Annotated in this window: 16 protein-coding genes; 9 read left to right on the forward strand and 7 right to left on the reverse strand. The window is 53.6% G+C overall.

Annotation, left to right across the window (positions count from 1 at the left end):
• Nucleotides 1-75: 75 nt before the first annotated feature.
• The 4 genes from AYI87_RS17205 to AYI87_RS17220 form a co-directional block, all read right to left on the reverse strand.
• Nucleotides 76-1227, reverse strand: coding sequence for a tetratricopeptide repeat protein (locus AYI87_RS17205; protein WP_144203923.1), 1152 nt, complete (start codon nucleotides 1225-1227; stop codon nucleotides 76-78).
• 92 nt (nucleotides 1228-1319) lie between these two features.
• Entirely contained in the window at nucleotides 1320-1646 is a 327-nt protein-coding gene (locus AYI87_RS17210) for a hypothetical protein (RefSeq protein WP_144203924.1), read from the reverse strand.
• A 118-nt stretch (nucleotides 1647-1764) separates the two neighbouring features.
• Nucleotides 1765-3015 (reverse strand): ammonium transporter, encoded by a 1251-nt coding sequence (locus AYI87_RS17215; protein ID WP_011864653.1) that lies wholly within the window; start codon nucleotides 3013-3015, stop codon nucleotides 1765-1767.
• A 12-nt stretch (nucleotides 3016-3027) separates the two neighbouring features.
• A complete protein-coding gene (locus AYI87_RS17220; RefSeq protein WP_011864652.1) occupies nucleotides 3028-3366 on the reverse strand; it encodes a P-II family nitrogen regulator in 339 nt (112 codons plus the stop codon).
• Nucleotides 3367-3618: 252 nt separating this feature from the next.
• Here AYI87_RS17220 and AYI87_RS17225 point away from each other — a divergent pair, with 252 nt between their 5' ends.
• Entirely contained in the window at nucleotides 3619-4161 is a 543-nt protein-coding gene (locus tag AYI87_RS17225) for a hydrolase (RefSeq protein WP_144203925.1), read from the forward strand.
• A 105-nt stretch (nucleotides 4162-4266) separates the two neighbouring features.
• Here AYI87_RS17225 and nrfA read toward each other — a convergent pair whose 3' ends face one another.
• On the reverse strand, nucleotides 4267-5667 hold the full coding sequence (nrfA, locus tag AYI87_RS17230) for an ammonia-forming nitrite reductase cytochrome c552 subunit (protein ID WP_144203926.1): 1401 nt from the start codon (nucleotides 5665-5667) through the stop codon (nucleotides 4267-4269).
• 247 nt (nucleotides 5668-5914) lie between these two features.
• Between nrfA and narQ the strand changes: the two genes are divergently transcribed.
• A complete protein-coding gene (gene narQ / locus AYI87_RS17235; protein WP_144203927.1) occupies nucleotides 5915-7618 on the forward strand; it encodes a nitrate/nitrite two-component system sensor histidine kinase NarQ in 1704 nt (567 codons plus the stop codon).
• A gap of 61 nt (nucleotides 7619-7679) precedes the next feature.
• The gene (locus AYI87_RS17240) at nucleotides 7680-8309 is read left to right on the forward strand and encodes a response regulator (RefSeq protein ID WP_011864648.1); all 630 of its coding nucleotides are present in this window, start codon (nucleotides 7680-7682) and stop codon (nucleotides 8307-8309) included.
• A 128-nt stretch (nucleotides 8310-8437) separates the two neighbouring features.
• Here the strand turns inward: AYI87_RS17240 and AYI87_RS17245 are convergent, their stop codons facing one another.
• Nucleotides 8438-8812 carry a YacL family protein gene (locus AYI87_RS17245; RefSeq protein WP_144203928.1) on the reverse strand — a complete coding sequence of 125 codons (375 nt, stop codon included), beginning with the start codon at nucleotides 8810-8812 and terminating at the stop codon, nucleotides 8438-8440.
• Nucleotides 8813-9029: 217 nt separating this feature from the next.
• Nucleotides 9030-9794, reverse strand: a complete 765-nt coding sequence (gene fkpA, locus AYI87_RS17250) for an FKBP-type peptidyl-prolyl cis-trans isomerase (protein ID WP_144203929.1) — start codon at nucleotides 9792-9794, stop codon at nucleotides 9030-9032.
• Between the two features lie 179 nt (nucleotides 9795-9973).
• Here fkpA and AYI87_RS17255 point away from each other — a divergent pair, with 179 nt between their 5' ends.
• The 6 genes from AYI87_RS17255 (at nucleotide 9974) to AYI87_RS17280 (ending at nucleotide 16484) form a co-directional block, all read left to right on the forward strand.
• Complete coding sequence (locus AYI87_RS17255) at nucleotides 9974-10942, forward strand: WD40 repeat domain-containing protein (RefSeq protein WP_144203930.1); 969 nt, start codon at nucleotides 9974-9976, stop codon at nucleotides 10940-10942.
• Between the two features lie 13 nt (nucleotides 10943-10955).
• Nucleotides 10956-11168: a SlyX family protein gene (locus AYI87_RS17260; RefSeq protein ID WP_011864644.1), complete on the forward strand. Its 213-nt coding sequence runs from the start codon at nucleotides 10956-10958 to the stop codon at nucleotides 11166-11168.
• Between the two features lie 64 nt (nucleotides 11169-11232).
• Entirely contained in the window at nucleotides 11233-12642 is a 1410-nt protein-coding gene (locus AYI87_RS17265) for a COG3014 family protein (RefSeq protein ID WP_144203931.1), read from the forward strand.
• Between the two features lie 25 nt (nucleotides 12643-12667).
• Nucleotides 12668-13261 carry a penicillin-binding protein activator LpoB gene (gene lpoB / locus AYI87_RS17270; protein ID WP_011864642.1) on the forward strand — a complete coding sequence of 198 codons (594 nt, stop codon included), beginning with the start codon at nucleotides 12668-12670 and terminating at the stop codon, nucleotides 13259-13261.
• 243 nt (nucleotides 13262-13504) lie between these two features.
• Nucleotides 13505-16126 carry an ERAP1-like C-terminal domain-containing protein gene (locus AYI87_RS17275; RefSeq protein ID WP_144203932.1) on the forward strand — a complete coding sequence of 874 codons (2622 nt, stop codon included), beginning with the start codon at nucleotides 13505-13507 and terminating at the stop codon, nucleotides 16124-16126.
• Between the two features lie 145 nt (nucleotides 16127-16271).
• Complete coding sequence (locus tag AYI87_RS17280) at nucleotides 16272-16484, forward strand: hypothetical protein (RefSeq protein WP_011864640.1); 213 nt, start codon at nucleotides 16272-16274, stop codon at nucleotides 16482-16484.
• Nucleotides 16485-16557: the final 73 nt, after the last annotated feature.

A 16557-nucleotide genomic window follows, 5' to 3' on the forward strand; every position in this document is an offset into this window, starting at 1 on the left:
TCAATCAAAGAATCGCATTTTCGCTGGGCTTGGGGTGAATTTCTTAAACTGGTTAACACCTCTGGGAGGCCCTAATTATGAGGGGATCCTCCAGCGCCGCTGATTATATTCATCCACCGACAGCGACAATGCCTTTTGCATGTTCAGCTTAGCCCTGCGCTCATCGCCCGTGGCCCAATAGGCCCTGGAGAGACCGAAGTAAAACTCATGGCGATAATCTGCCTTCTCTACCGCACGTTTATACCAGGTTAGCGCCGTCTGATATTCATGCTCCGAGTAGGCTTGCTGCGCCATGTCATAGTAGTAATAGGGATTGCGGATCCTGACCAGCTCAAGGGTCTTATGTACCTTGGCCCACTCCTCTAGCCTGTCTTGACTGGCGAGTAACACCCCATAGTTAAACAGGGCATTCATATCCTCATTGTCTCTGGAAAGCGCCAGCTTATAGAGACTTTCCGCCCTATCATCCAGCCCCTTGTAACGATAGAGGATCGCCAGGGTATTTAAGGCGGGAATAAAATCGGCCTTTAACATTAGGCTCTGCTTCAGGTAGGCATAGGCCTGATCGTAACGTCCCTCCACCAGAGACTCTGCCGCGACATTGTTATAGAACATCGCCATGACAGTGGTTCTGTCGATACGCCGCTTGGCATAGCCACGCATGGTACGCTCAGGCAGAAAATCTATCTGCAACGCATTTTTGTCGGCAAGGAAGGTATCACTCGTCTCTCTTGGAATTAGGCGCAGATTGATGTGACCATTCACTAAATAGAAGTCACCGGCCTTGTCCCACACGGGCGGCACCTCGACCTCTTGAAACTCGACATCGACCCCCAAGGCATCGGCGAGCGAGGCACTGAGCAGCACCAGCGACAGGCAGTTACCGGCGCGCGCATTAAAGGTATCCGCCGGGATCTTTGTTAGATTATCTTGGTATTTGAAACCGCCTTTATCGGCGTTGATGTAGTTAGCTAGCCACAAGTTAGCGGCAATATAGTCTCGCGCCATTCGGCTGCGCTTATAATCTTGCCGCAGATCGATCGTTACCTGAGTCGGCAGCGCAAATAGCTTATCCGGCGTGACTTGAACCGCAACCGCCGCAAATTCATCGTCGGCAAAGTACTGATCGATATTAGCGAGGGTTTCCTTACCCGGGCCGCTGGCACAACCGCTCACTATGAAGAATAACAACAAGATAGCGCGCTTATACTCAATTAGCCTTTTCATATTAAACCTACGCTGATGAGGGCACCGTAAGATCTATCATAAAGTAGGCTTTTTCATTTTGCCCCACGCAAAGCGTTACAAAATATTAACAATCACTGAGATTCTGGCGGATCGACCTGAATATAGAGCTGTTGAGGATTTGCGCCCTTGGTTTGATACAGATAGGGGCGATAGAACATCGCGCCGCAACGATAGTAGGCATAAGGCGACTTAAACAACACGCAGCCCAGGGGCAGACTCTGTAATATCCGGATCTGCTGCTGCAAACGCAGGGATTCCCGCCACTCAAAGTCCTGCTGCACCTTGTCGCGCACCGCGAAGGCATCGAAGGGGTCGCTCGACTTACGCACCACCACCTGGCCCGCCTGCAACTGAATTGAGACCAGCAACGAAAACAACACCCAGAGAGACTGCTTCATGTTAGCGCTCCTCACACCACACTTTTCGATAGCATAATACTAAAGACAGGGTCCGCACCATGAGGTACGGACCCTATTAATTCTACTATCAGTTTTGGCAATCTGTTTTGACTAGCGGTTAGCTGGCACTCTTGAGTGAGACAAACTCTGGGTAAGCATCTATGCCGCAATCCGATGCATCCATACCGTTGTACTCTTCCTCTTCCGAGACACGGATCCCCATGGTGATCTTGAGGATATACCAGGCCGCGAAGGAAACCCCGAATACCCAGGCGAAGATGACCGAGGCGCCATAGAGCTGACCCAAGACTGTCGCATCGGCATTTGACAGCGGCACCAGCATCACACCGAACAGGCCGGCAACACCATGCACCGAAATCGCCCCGACAGGATCGTCAATCTTGACTCTGTCGAACATCACGATGGAAAAGACCACCAGACCGCCGGCCACCATGCCGATAACCCCGGCCAGAGGCAGTGATGGCGACAAAGGATCTGCGGTGATCGCCACCAGGCCCGCCAATGCGCCGTTTAAGATCATGGTCAAGTCCGCCTTACCCCATACCATCTTACACACCACCAGGGCAGAGACGGCGCCGAAGGCGGCTGCAGAGTTGGTGTTAACGAAGATCTTCGCCACCGCCGACGCGTTCTCGGCATCAGACACCAAAAGCTGAGAGCCACCGTTAAAGCCGAACCAACCCATCCACAATATGAACATGCCTAAGGTTGCCATCGGCAGGTTAGAACCAGGGATAGGATTCACCTGACCGTTAGGGCCATACTTGCCCTTACGAGCGCCGAGTAACAAGACGCCCGAGATAGCCGCGGCCGCGCCCGCCATGTGTACTATGCCACTACCGGCGAAGTCGACAAACCCAGCCTCAGAGAGGAAACCGCCGCCCCAGGTCCAGTAGCCTTCGACAGGATAGATAACCCCAGTCATCACCACTGAGAAGATCAGGAAGGCCCACAGCTTCATACGCTCGGCAACGGCGCCAGAGACGATAGACATAGCGGTCGCCACAAACACCACCTGGAAGAAGAAATCCGATTCCAACGCGTGATCGGCATCGCTTGCCTGAGCACCAATGAGGCTGGCGAACGATGGCAACCAGCCACCCTCGGCATTATCCACATACATGATGTTGTAACCCACCACCAGATACATGATACAGGCGATGGAGTAGAGACAGACGTTCTTGGTTAAGATCTCTGTGGTGTTCTTGGAGCGCACCAGACCCGCTTCCAACATGGCAAACCCGGCTGCCATCCACATCACTAGCGCGCCTGAGATCAAGAAATAAAAGGTGTCGAGAGCAAACTTCAACTCAGATACTGTCGCACCTAGTGTTACTAACTCTTCCATTGGAATTCCCCCTTAAAGTGCTTCGTTATCGAGTTCGCCGGTACGGATACGGATCACCTGATCGAGATCCGTCACGAAAATCTTGCCGTCGCCTATCTTGCCCGTATGCGCCGCAGCGACGATTGACTCGATAAGGTGATCGACGTTTTCAGCCTTAGTGGCGATATCCAGTTTGACCTTAGGCAGAAAATCCACCTGGTATTCGGCGCCACGATAGAGCTCTGTATGGCCTTTCTGACGTCCGAACCCCTTCACCTCGGTCACCGTCATCCCCTCAATCCCCAACCCTGCAATGGCTTCTCGCACATCATCGAGTTTGAATGGCTTGATTATTGCGCTGATTAATTTCATTACCGCCTCCGACTCATCTTAGTATTCTTGCTGATGCCAAAGGCAATTCAATCATCAGGCCAATATTACAAAACCTTAACATTCATAAACTTAGTAATAACGACGCCCTTCATGCTGCATATAAATGCACCAATTAGGTGCGACTATGCACAGAGCGCACAAAAATAGCGCAGTCGCCTATTCGACTTATGACGGATTGGGTGGCGAAATTATCCGGGTATGATGGAGTCATCACCCATAGAGGAGCGCCCTATGTTGCAACCACAGGAATGTGTACTCATCATCGTCGATGTTCAGGGAAAGCTGGCCACCCTGATGCACCAGGCTGAGGAACTCGAAACCCGGCTCACCACACTGATAAAGGCGGCCGAGCTGTTTGATATCCCTGTCGTCTGGCTGGAGCAGCTGCCCGATAAGCTGGGGGTCACTAGCCCGGCATTGGCCGAGCTGCTTACGCCTCATTATCAGCCTATCCCTAAGGCTCATTTTAGCGGCTGGCACGCCGAGTCCTTCAGGCAGGCACTGCAGCAGTATGGCAGGCCCAAGGTGTTGCTCGCGGGCATAGAGACCCACATCTGCGTCTACCAGACCTGCCGGGATCTGCTGGACAACGAATATGAGGTGCACTTGGTGACCGATGCCGTCTCCTCGCGAACCGAGGCCAATAAGCAGTTAGGCTGTGAGATGATGACCCAGAACGGCGCCTTGCTGACCAATAGCGAGTCTTTATTATTCGAGTTACAGGCAGAGGCTAGTGGCGACAGATTCCGGGCCCTGCTGAAGATGATAAAGTAGTGACGAAATAAAGCGGTGAAAATATAAGATCGTGCAAGTATAAAGTCGTGAAGATATAAAAAAGCCCCGGATAACCGGGGCTTTTACTATGCAGGGGGGGAGAAATTAGTAAGTTGCTTCGCGCTTCTTAGCTTCGGCATCCCACTTAGGCAGTACAGTCTTCTTGAACTCTGCCTTGTCGGCATTCAACTTGTTCATGTCCATACCCAGTGCAGCTTGCGCCTTGGCCTTGGTGGAAACATCTGGGAAGGCGATAGGTTGCTTAACACCTTTAGCTGCTAGCAGTTGCGCTAGTTTGACGCGTGCATCACCAGCCTTATCTACCGCAGTACCTAGGATGCGTAGCGCTTCGTCAGCTGCGTGAGCCGCAACACCGTGAGAGGCGGTTGCATAGTCCCAGCGCCATTGTGCGTGACGAATATCCATTAAGATTGGCTTCATTTCAGCTTCAGTTGCACCCGCATCCCAAGCCGCTTTAGCTTCGAAGTGCGCCTTAACTAGCTGAGACTCGGCACGTGCCTTAAGGTCAGCAACCTTAACTTTGCGCTCTTTAGTCAGGTTAACCATGAACTCTTTGCTTTGAGTATGACAAGTCGCACAAGTCTCTTCGAAGCGGTCGAATGGGTTACCTACCTTGTGGTCGGTAAACTTACGGCCTTCAGCATTCTTCACCTTAGGCATATGACAGTCAGTACAGGTAACGTTGTTCTTACCGTGTACGCCTAGCTGCCAAGTTTCATAACCAGGGTGCTGTGCTTTCAGCATAGGCGTCTTAGATACGGCGTGAGTCCAGTCTTTGAACTCCATGTTGTCGTAGTAGACTTCCATCTGCTCAACAGTTGTGCCCATATCCCAAGGGAACTTAACAAAACCTTTGCGATCTTTGGTCTTCTCGAAGTAGTACTCTACGTGACACTGACCACACACCATAGACTGCTTGTCTTTCTTAGAAGCCTTGTCAAATGGCGTGCCTAATGTCGCCATGGCGCGCTCGGCGAATGGACGAGACATACGTAGTTTAGAAGAGCCTTTCTCGTGACAGTCAGAACAACCGATAGTGTTCACGATTTCTGCGCCGCCTTTGTACCACTTACCAGTGAAGTAGCCATCTTCGCCCTGCTCCTCGATCACGCGAGGCACGTCTGGGCTCTTACATGACCAACATGCCATTGGCATTGGACCATCTTCGGCAGACTTAGGCGCACCGGTACGCAGTGTATTGCGTACATCGGTTACCGCATACATATGACCACGAGGTGCATTGTAATCTTTGGCGAAGCCGTAACCTGCCCACAACACAACCAAGCTAGGCACTTCTTCAAGCATATCGACAACTTCTTTGCTTTCGGCGGTGTCATGCCAGCTGTTGTACTGCTTAGAAAACTTATCTTTGTAGACTTCGTTACGTGGCTCAGTCTTGTCACTTGCCATCACGCCGGTAGCCATCAGGCCAGCGGCGACCAAAGCACTCAGTGCAAAGGTTTTTGTAGTTAATGTTCTCACCATCTCATCTCCGTGTTACTTTTTATAGTAGTCTTAAAAACCACAACATCTCCAAGGCCAAAGTTAGTCCCTTAACCCCGTTAAAAATATACCCCTTATGGGGTATCCGAGTTAAAACTTGAGGCAGATCATAATGTGAATGTGTTGTTGGTCACATTTTTATCACCTTGTTAATTTTATCAGCAATTGCTAAACAAGTATCATATTCCAAATTTCCGATTTTTCCCTATAATTTAATGAGTTCTAATACATGAAGAAAGGCAGCCTCACCTCCACCATATTAAGGTTAATGCTGGCCTTAATTTTACTTTCCAGTGGACTCGCCACCTTCGCCATAGCTAATTTGGCTTATAGCCTGGGAGACGCCAGAGCCATCAACGCCTCCGGCTCGCTGCGAATGCAGAGTTACCGTCTGATGTTTTACGCCAACTCCGGCAGCGAGGGAGCCGACGACAAAATTAGAGAGTTTGAGGCCACCCTCCACTCGGATGCGCTGAAACGCTCACTCGACTGGATGACGCCGGACGATCTCGCCTCCCAATACCTGTTGGTTATCCAGAAGTGGCAGGTGATGAAGCAGTATATCGAAGAGGAGAACTCCCGCCTCTATGTCTCCGCCCTCAAAGATTTCGTCGACACCATAGATCTCTTCGTGCTGGAAACCGAGGAATTCGCTGCCTTCAAGCTCAAGCTCCTGGCCGCCAGCCAGATCACCGGCCTGGGGCTCATGTTACTGATCGCCTTCTTCGCCGTACGCTTTACCAAGCGTAAGGTGGTAACTCCCCTCAATCAGTTGATGGAGTCGGCCAACACCATCTCTAAGGGGGAGTTCGATGTCACCATGCCAGACAGCGAATATATCGAGCTCAGCTCGCTCAGCAACGCGCTGGCCACCAGTGCCAGAGAACTTTCGACCCTCTACAACAACCTGGAAAATCAGGTCAAAGAGAAGACCTTCGCCCTCACCCGCGCCAACAACGAGCTCAAGTTACTCTACGACAACCTAGTGATGCTGCACTCGGGCAAGCTGGAGATCAGCACCCTGAAACAGGCGCTGAATCAGCTCAGGGCCCATGAACCCAACAGCTTCCTGCGCCTGGTGATCGCCCAGGATGACAAAGAGAAGCTCTACATAGATGCCGACGGCGGCTGGCCCATCGCCTCGCGCAGCCAGACCCGTTTCCCGCTAAAATTTGCCGACAACGAACTGGGCTATCTTGAGGTCACTGCCCTGGGTGAGATCAATCATCCCCTGTTCGAGAACTTCGCCATCATGCTAGCCCGCTCAATCGTCATCTATAACGCCGGCGAGCAGCGCCAGCAGCTGGCACTGATGGAGGAGCGCGGCGTGATCGCCCGCGAGCTGCACGACTCTCTGGGTCAGCTACTCTCGTTTCTCAAGATCCAGGTCAACCTGCTCTCCAAGGGGCTGGACAGCCAGTGCCGCAGCCCTCAGGTAGAGGAACAGCTCAAGGAGATCAACGAAGGAGTCAACACCGCCTATGTACAGCTGCGTGAACTGCTGTCTACCTTCCGCCTGACCATTAAAGATCCCAACCTCAATCATGCGATCGAGATGATGCTCGACCAGCTCAGGGGACAAACCACGGCCAAGATCACCCTGGAAGACAAGCTGCCGATCCAGCTGCTCGGTGCTCACCAACACATTCATGTGCTGCAGCTTACCCGTGAGGCGACCCTCAACGCCATTAAGCATGCCCAGGCGGATCATATTCATATCTGTTGCACCCGCAGCGGTAACAACGTCAAGATCAGCATCAGCGACGACGGCGTCGGCCTGGAGAAGCTCAAGGAGAGGGATCAACATTTTGGCATAGGAATCATGCATGAACGCGCAAGTCGCCTCTCGGGTGTGGTAGACTTCAGCAGCAATGAACAGGGCGGAACCACGGTCACCTTGCTGTTCCCGCCCGAACAAGAGCCGCGCCAGTAGGGATGCTGGTGATATAAGATACTAATTTTTAAATAAAACAGACCTCAGTGGAGGCAATAAAATGGGCAAACCATATTCAGTTTTGGTTGTAGACGATCATCCCCTGCTACGTCGCGGGATCTGTCAACTTATCACCTCTGACTCAGACTTCACCCTATTTGGTGAAGCAGGCAGCGGCCTAGATGCCCTGTCGGCAATTGCCGAAAACGAACCGGACATCGTACTACTGGACCTCAACATGAAGGGGATGACAGGGCTAGATACCCTCAATGCCTTACGTCAGGAAGGGGTCACCAGCCGCATCGTGATCCTCACGGTATCCGATGCCAAGCAAGACGTTATCCGCCTGGTCAGGGCTGGCGCCGACGGTTACCTGCTCAAAGACACAGAGCCGGATCTACTGCTGGAGAAGCTGAAGAATGCCATGCAGGGTCACCGAGTGATCTCTGAGTCGGTGGAAGACTTCATCTATGAGCTAAAAGATGGCGCCGACGAGCAGGCCTGGATAGACAACCTGACCCCGAGAGAGCTACAGATCCTCGAGCAACTGGCCGAAGGCAAGAGCAACCGGGTGATCTCAGAGCAGCTGCATATCAGCGAAGGCACGGTCAAGGTGCATGTGAAGAATCTGCTGCGCAAGGCCAACGCCAAGTCGCGCACAGAGATGGCGGTACGCTACCTTAACCAATGAGCCTAGGTGCTACGCCGGTCAAAACAGCTAAAACGTAAAAAGGCAGCCTAAGCTGCCTTTTTCTTTGCAAGATTTCTCACGCTTTATCTACACGATTTCTCTACACACTTGCCCTGCATAGTCCCTGCCTATCGGCTCTCTTCGATGAAGGTCTGCCAGCTCTTGAGCGCCGCCTCAAAATCCTCAAGGCCGCAGAAGGCCTGTGACTCACCGTCATACAGGGACATGGACTCATCCAGCAGGGTGTCGTCATCCATCTCAAGGGCGTTGGCAAATACTCTGGCCTGCTCCTCATCCAGCTCGAGAGAGATCCCCTGGCCGACAAAACGTTGTTCTGTCAGCCTCCCCTGCTGCAGCGCCGCTATGGTCGAGGCTATCTGCTCGATGAGGGCCTTGTCTTCGCCCAGCTCATCGACAAACCAAAGCCCCATAATCTCATGATCCATGGTGAACTGAGCCACCAGGGTGCCGGTCAATGTGTTGCGGCGAAATTCATATTCCATAAGCTGTCTTCCCCAAGGTTACCTTGCAAATTCTAACCTAAGGCCGAGACAATGCCAGAGTTATCCGATTCCCCTTGCGCTAAGCGGCGAAAATTCCCCCTAGCTGGTCACACATGCGGTTTACACAGACAGTCCTACACTCAGTTCACGCTGTCTTTTCTTTCGCCCACAAAAAAGGGCGCCTAAGCGCCCTTTTTCAAATCTTTAATAGCCAGGCTTACTTAGCCGCTGCGGCTTCTTCTGCTGGCGCAGCTTTCTCGATAGAAAGCAGCTCAACTTCGAAGATCAGCGTAGAGTTAGCTGGGATGCTACCTGTGTCGCGGCTACCATAGGCCAGCTCTGCTGGGATCACGAAACGGTACTTAGAACCCACAGACATCAGCTGAACACCCTCGGTCCAACCTGGGATAACGCGGTTTAGCGGGAACTTAGCGCTCTGACCACGAGCGATAGAGCTATCGAACTCGGTGCCGTCGATCAGTGTGCCCACATAGTGCACTTCAACCGTATCTTCGGCGCTTGGCTTGTCGCCAGTACCTTCGGTGATCACTTCATACTGCAGACCTGAATCTGTAGTCGTTACGCCTTCTTTCGCCTTGTTGGCTTCTAAGAAAGCCGCACTCTCTGCCTGGGCTTTCTCGGCTAGTGCTGTTGCTTGCGCCTGACGCTTCTCATTTAGCTGCTCGTCTAGGCCTTGCAGTACTGTCTGCATCTCTTCTTCGGTCAGCTTAAGCTCATCGTTCAGACCATTGCTAAAGCCTTGAATGATCAGGCTACGATCAACTGGTAGACCTAGCTCTTCCTGCTCTTTGATATGACCAGACATATATTTACCGATAGACGCGCCTACGCTATAGGCTTGCTTCTGCGCCTGGGTCTCAAGTTTAACTTCTGCCGGTTTTGTTACTTTTTGTTCTTGGTTACAAGCAGTTAGACCAACCACCGCCAACGCGACCAGTGACATTTTATAAATGGACTTCATTAAAGCTTCCTCAGCATTTTCTTGTGGTTACAATAACCTTACTCTTCTAAGACGAACCACTTTATACTAGTTAATTAACATATACCAATTACATTGATTAAGTTTCATCAATGTCGCCTGGCGCCCTTACGCCAGGCGAAAACCTTTGAGCTAGAGACAACGCAACCAGGAACAAGTTCATGAGCAGAACCAGATTGCTACATTTTTGTACACTGATTGCTTGTACGCTCCTGCTGAGCGCTTGCCAGCCTAAGCCCGAGGTGAGCAGCCTGGTCGCCGAACCCAGCTATGACGCCAGCCTCTCCCCCCAGGCCCGATATCTTTTGGTCAGCACCACCAGCAACAACCTACAGCTCTGGGATCTCACCAAGAAAGCGCTTAAATATCAGTGGATCCACGGCAAAGCGGGCGGCACGGCGATAGCCACGGCCCTGTCGAACAACCTGAAATATGCTGCCTCCCTCAGCCGCGACTCGGTGGCCCTGTGGAACATGGACGACGGCCAGCCCTTGGGATGGTGGTCATTGCCCGCCAACGGTCAGTGTCTGGCGCTGGCCGATAACGGTACCCTACTCATCGGCCTCACCGACGGCAGCGTCATGTCCCTCAATCACCAGACAGATACCCTGATCAAGTTTCTCGGCCACAGCGAGAAGGTCAACAGCGTCGCCCTGTCCGCCGACGGCCGCTGGGCACTGTCCGGCGGTAACGACAGTAAAGTCTTCCTCTGGCAGGCCAACACCGGCCAGCCCCTTCACCAGTGGCAGCTCCCCAGCCGGGTACTAGAGGTAAGCCTGAGTCAGGATGCTAGCCTGGCGTTTGCGGCCGACAGCACCAACAAGGCCGACATCTGGCAGACCCAGACCGGAAAACCTGTGTCGTCGCTCAAAATAAAACGCCGCACAATGAACTTTTCCACCGCGCGCTTTACCAAAGATAACCAGACACTGCTAACGGGCACCCCCGCCAGAGAAGTGAGCGTTTGGCGGGTCGCCGATGGAAAAATGCGCGCCAACTGGCAAGTTACCCGTACCGAGCGTGCCCAAATCAAGGGCGCCGTTGTATACTCTGTGGCTGAAACCATTAATGGGCAGATCATCAGCTTTAGCAGCAATGGCTTGCTGGAGACCTGGCCCAAGCCCGATTAATAGAGGATTTAAATTGGTGCAACTAGAACAACGAATCGAAGATCTTGAGATGAAACTGGCTTTTCAGGATGACACCATAGAGTCGCTGAACCAGCAGGTGATCAGGCTCAATGACCTGCTGGCGGACCAACAGGAAAAGTTACGCCTGCTCACCAGCAAGCTCTCCCAGGTCGAACCCAGCAACATCGCCAGTCAGGCAGAAGAGACGCCACCTCCTCACTATTAAATCGATGCCGCGCTGGGCGCGGAGCCATTTGACGGAACTTGCTTTACAAAGGATCTGACCCGCTATGCCACACCAAAGCAGCCCATACAACAGAGTCTCAAGACGACACCGCGCGGCGTTTGCCGGCGCGCTCTTGTCGCTCACCCTATCGGGCTGCGCCTTTAACAGCGTGTTCATCAGCTACCCCTCTCAGCTGGCACCTGTGAAGGCCGATCTCAGCAGGCAAGGCGATACCGCCCTCTATCGACAGTTCGACGATGCCATCACCGGACAAGATGGGCTGCTGTACGCCCAGGAAGCGGGGCGTATCGCCCAGATCACCGGCAACTTCGAGGCCAGCAAAGCCTATTACCAGCAGGCGGTCGACGCCTACCAGAAGTTTGATGAGCAGGCGGTGATCAGCGCATCCGACCTTGGCGCCACCGCCAGCAGTTTGTTTATCAACGACAATGTCATCCCCTATCGCGGCCCGGGTTATGAGCGCATCATGCTGCACCAATATCAGGCCTTAAACTATCTCTTTAGCCGAGACAGTCAGGGGGCACTGGTGGAGGTCAGGCGCAGCAACGAGCTACAACAGAGCGAGCAGGCCAGATACCAGAAATCCCAAGCCTCGGTGCAGGCGATGGCCAACGGCACCATAGACGCCGAGGTCAATCGACTCGGGCAGGCGGCAGGCACCACCACAAGCTCCTTCCTCAACGCCTATAGTTACTACACCACAGGCCTGCTGCATGAGCTGCTGGGGGAAGAGAACGACGCCTTCATCGATTATCGCAAGGCGGCGCAGATAACCCCTGACAACCCCTATCTGCAGCAAGATCTGGTGCGTCTGGCCAAGAAACTGGCCATGCCACAATATGAAGAGTTTAAGCGTCGTTGGGGCGACGCTAAGCTGGCAAAGGCGGGACAAGGCCAGGTGGTGGTCCTGCTCGAGCGGGGATTTGTCCCCGAGAAGCAAAGCTTTACCGTGCCATTTCGTATCCATGGCAACTGGCAGACCGCCTCCCTGGCCACCTATGCCCCGGGCAGGGTAAGCGTGCCTCAAGGGGAGATCGTCGGCCTGGGCACTGTGCTGAAAGCGGCGCCAATCGCCAATGTCGACGCCCTGGCGATCACCGCCCTCAAGGAGGAGCTCCCCAGCGCCCTGTTTCGTCAGGCCGCGAGGATCTACGCCAAGGCTGAGATGGCCCGCAGCGTACGCAGTGAATCGAAGCGGCGCAAAGATGAGTTCGATGCCGGCGCCATCGCCATGCAGATTTTTAACGTGGTCACAGAGCAGGCCGACAGACGTAGCTGGCTGACCCTGCCCAAGCAGGCGCAGTTAGGACGTCGTTATCTGGATGCGGGCCAGTATCAAATCCGCCTGGGGCAGTCCCAGACGCAAGCGATTGACGTACAAAGCGATAAAACCACATTAATTTGGATAATTGAGACTGGTAATTTCACCCGTTTTTATTCAATAATCATCTAATCAAGACTAAGGAATCGGTATTTTTATGAAAAAATTCAACCTCATTTTTATCATCGCCGTGGCGATTGGCCTGGCGGGCTGTCAATCTAAGGTGCAGTACGGTGATGCAACTGAAGTCGAAACCGTTAATGAAAACTTCGGTTCTACGGATCTTCAGGCAATCACTGCCAAGATGGTCGACAGCATGCTGAGCTTCCCGCCAGTGGTCGCCATGACAGCCAAAGATCGTCCGGTCATCTTCGTCGACAAGATCAAGAACAAGACCTCAGAGCATATCGACACCGAATCGGTTACCGACTCCATCAGCAACAAGCTGCTGCGCTCGGGTAAGTTCCGCTTCATCGACATGACCAAGGTCGACACGGTACGCAAGCAACTGGATTATCAGAACAATGCCGGCATGGTCGACCCATCGACCGCCATCAACTTCGGCCGTCAGATCGGTGCCCAATATATGCTGTACGGCAACCTGTCGAGCATAGTTAAGCAAGATGGCAGCACCAAGGATGTCTACTACAAGATGACCATGCGCCTGATGGATCTGGAAACCGGCCTGATCGAATGGTCTGACGAGAAAGAGATCCGCAAGACCAAGTCGAAGTCTTTCCTCGGCATGTAAGCCAGCTTCTCTTTTAAAAAAAACCAGCCCAGCGCTGGTTTTTTTATCTCTTGTCATCGGCTAGCAAACGCCTAAAGCAGGCGAAGATACAGAATTTTTGTCGATAAATTCTACTGCCGAGCGGTAGAGTCGGGTAGAATGTGGCGGCCTTTGGCACTCATTCGTAATGCGGCTATTTACCCGCCCCTTGACTGCCAGCCAAACCGAAAAGCCCTCGAGCATATAGAATAAGAAGGACCCATTTTGAGACTGTTTTCCCTGTGCGCTAGCCTCCTCCTCTGCCTCCTTATCGGCGCATGTCAAAGCACCTCCCCCGGCAGCAAACAGGGCAGCGAAAAGTCCCTCGGCATCAGCGCCAGTATCGCCAAGCAGCGCGCCAGCAGAGTCAGTCAGGTCAGCTACCAGCTACATCTCGACCTTACCCAGGCGAGGCGCTTCAAGGGCGAGGCGCAGATCCAGTTTAAGTTAGCCGACACCCAGCAAGCCTTGAGCCTAGATCTGGAGCAGGCGCTCATCAGCCAACTTGTCATCAACGGCCAGAAACTATACCCCAACTATGATGGCCACAGGCTGGTGATCCCGGCCAGCCTGCTGCAAGGCGGTGCCAACCTGATAAAGGTGGACTTTAGCAGTCCCTATAGCCATGAAGACCAAGGACTTATCGAGTTTATCGACCCTAAGGATGGCCTTCGCTATCTCTACAGCCATTTCCTGCCCTCCAGCGCCCAGACCCTGGCACCACAGTTTGATCAGCCAGATCTCAGGGCCAGCTATCGGCTGAGCGTGTTGGCGCCCAGCGACTGGCAGATCGCCAGCACAGCCAAGGTGCAGAGCCGTCTGCCAGAAGGTGAGAGCCATCAGACTGTGGGCGAGAGCCATCAGCCAATAAGCCAAAGCAGTCTTTGGCAGTTTATGCTAAGTGAGCCGGTCAGCCCCCATAACTTCTCCCTGCTCGCGGGGCCTTATCACACCTGGCAGAGTGAAGCCGAAGGCATAGCGCTGCAGCTGTTTTCCCGCCAGTCCCAGGCAGAATCAATCGATGCCGAGACCTGGCTGTCACAGACCCAGCAGGCCCTTAACTATTATCAGCGGCGCCTGGGCAGCAAATACCCCTTCGGTCACTACACCCAGGCAATCGTGCCTCACCTGCCGAGTGAATTTCGCGCCAGTCAGGCACAGACCAGCTTCGATGAGCGAAGCCTGCCCCAACCTCGCCGTGAGATCCTACGGGCCTTGGCCGAGCAGTGGCTGGGCAATCTGGTCACTCTCAAGTGGTGGGATCAGCTCTGGCTCAATCAGAGCCTGGCCTATCTGGTTGCCGACGACGGCGAGGCCCAGCTGTTTGGCTCGACTCAGGCCGATGAGCAGCAGAGTTTTATCCGCAGCCCCGAGCAGGTGGAGCAGCAGATCGCCAACAGCCTGGAACTGTTTTCGCAAGATCCCCTGCCGAGTCAAAACAAGGCGATCGCCCAGTTAAATCAGCTGAAATTTATGCTGGGCGATACCAGCTTCTACCAGGGCATAGGCTATTATCTCGAACATTTCGCCCTACAAAATGCCGACCTGAATGACTTTATTTCGAGCCTAGAGCAGGTTACCAAACAGCCCCTGAGCCAATGGAGCCAGGCGGCCTTTAAGCGCGCCGGCGTCACCCGCCTTGAGGCGGCGTTCAGCTGCGCTGGCGATCGCATATCGCGCTTTGACCTCAAACAGCATAATGGCGATCTGGGAAGCACACAGAGGGTCAAGCTAGGTCTGTTTACCCTGGGGCGACATGGCCTGCACAAGAATCTGGTGAGCGAAGTCGATTACCAGGGCGCGAGTACCGAGGTTAAGCGCCTCAAGGGAGTACGCTGTCCCGACTTGGTGTTTAGCAACTATCAGAACAAGGCCTACGTCAGGGTCAAGCTGGATAAAGCCTCTCTCGAGACGGCCCTCTTGCACCTTAGCAGCCTGGAAGAAGCCGATCTCAGGCGCATGCTGTGGCAATCCCTGTGGGAGTCTGTGCTGGCCGGCGAACTGCCCCTGCCCCGCTTTATCGGCAGTACCCTGGTGAACCTGCCAGCTGAAACCGATCCCCAGGTGCTGGTCGGTGCTCAAGACCAGCTTAAACAGGCCAAGACCCTGCTGGAGCAGATGAGTCCCAATCAGCAGCGCTATAGCCGTCAGGCCCTCAACGCCATTGCCCAGATGAGCCTGCGCCTGACCATCAGCAACAAGGCAGATCCCGCGCTGCAATCTCTGTGGTTCGACAACTACCTGCACTTTGCCGTCAGTCATCAGGCCAAGAGTCACCTTGCTGCGCTGCTCGATGAGAGAGAGTCACTGCCCGGCATCACGCTCACACCAGAGCGCCGCTGGCAGATAATCACTCATCTTAATCGCTATGACTACCTGGGCAGTGAACGCCTGCTACTCAAGGAGAAGCAGAAGGATAGTTCGCCCGAGGGGCAAACGGCGGCGCTCGGCGCCCTGGTGGCCCGTCCCAGCGCCAAGGAAAAACGCCAATGGTTCGAGCGCATTCAGGCCCACAGCAAGGAGAGCGATCCTCAACTGCTGGCGAAATTAACTCAGGTGATGCGCCACCTCTACCCCAGCGAGCAGAAGGCCCTGAGCCAGGCCAGCGCCGAGCAGCGTCTGGCAGAACTTGCCGAGGTGGACAAACGCAACAGCCAGGCATTCATGCAGAGCTACACGGCTAACCTGCTGCCCAGGAGCTGCAGTTACGCCAGCCTACTCAGGCTGCAGGCACTACTCGATAAGCCAGAGGGCTATAGCCCAACGACCCTGAGAGGCATCAATCGGACCATAGCCGCCGAGCAAGAATGTATCCGGGTGCAAGAGGCGATGCAGCCAAATCCCTAACATAAGTAGATCTAGTCAGCCCCTCGTAAGCAGAATAGATAAAACAGGATAAGGGCCTGGTAGCGAAACATTTTTGGGTTATAGTGAGATAACAGACATTGGGACGTCTAGGTCTACAGGCCCTAGCATAAACAGGAGCAAGCCCATGGGCATTTTTCAACTCGCCGCCATCGCCATCATAGGCGCCTTCGCCTTCGCCGCCTTTAAGGAGCATAACAGGCGACAGGCAAGCGTAGACAACAGCGAAATTGATGCGCTTAAGGCCGAAATAGATAAACTCAAATCCCGCATCGCCACCCTGGAGAAAATAGTCACCGACAAGGCCTATCAGCTGGGTGACGAGATCGACAAGCTCTAGCCTGGCTAGAGCAAGAATTAGCACCAATAAAAATGCCACCCTAGGGTGGCATTTTTATTGGTGCTAATCATGG

It is taken from the genome of Shewanella sp. KCT (assembly GCF_007636505.1).
In the GTDB taxonomy this organism is placed as follows: domain Bacteria; phylum Pseudomonadota; class Gammaproteobacteria; order Enterobacterales; family Shewanellaceae; genus Shewanella; species Shewanella halotolerans.